This is a genomic window from Rahnella ecdela, from assembly GCF_019049625.1.
Lineage (GTDB): Bacteria > Pseudomonadota > Gammaproteobacteria > Enterobacterales > Enterobacteriaceae > Rahnella > Rahnella ecdela.
Genome location: NZ_JAFMOY010000033.1, coordinates 1 through 326 on the forward strand (window position 1 = coordinate 1; position 326 = coordinate 326).

At 47.2% G+C, this 326-nt stretch carries 1 protein-coding gene; it reads right to left on the reverse strand.

All coding sequences use genetic code 11. The annotated features are described in order from the left end of the window. Positions 1-191: 191 nt before the first annotated feature. Positions 192-326 (reverse strand): IS3 family transposase (locus J1784_RS00145; protein ID WP_217147570.1); only part of this gene is annotated, 135 nt, incomplete at its 5' end.

Below are 326 nucleotides of genomic sequence, written 5' to 3' on the forward strand. Positions count from 1 at the left end.
GAAATGGAGTATGCCGATCCAAAACTGGCGGCTGGCGATGAGTCGTTTTATTATCGAGTTCGGTGACCGCCTGAGCGCTCACCTTTAATACGATGGCAGTTACACAGAATTATTTACAGGGTCTTTTATTATCGAGTTCGGTGACCGCCTGAGCGCTCACCTTTAATACGATGGCAGTTACACAGAATTATTTACAGGGTCCCCAGATGCTGCCGGTACTTAACCGGACTCATTGCACCCAATGATAATTTAATTCGCTTCTCGTTATACCAGCGTATGTACCTGTCCAGGAAGCAGATAAATTCTTCCTGCGTCGTGCTCGCCCA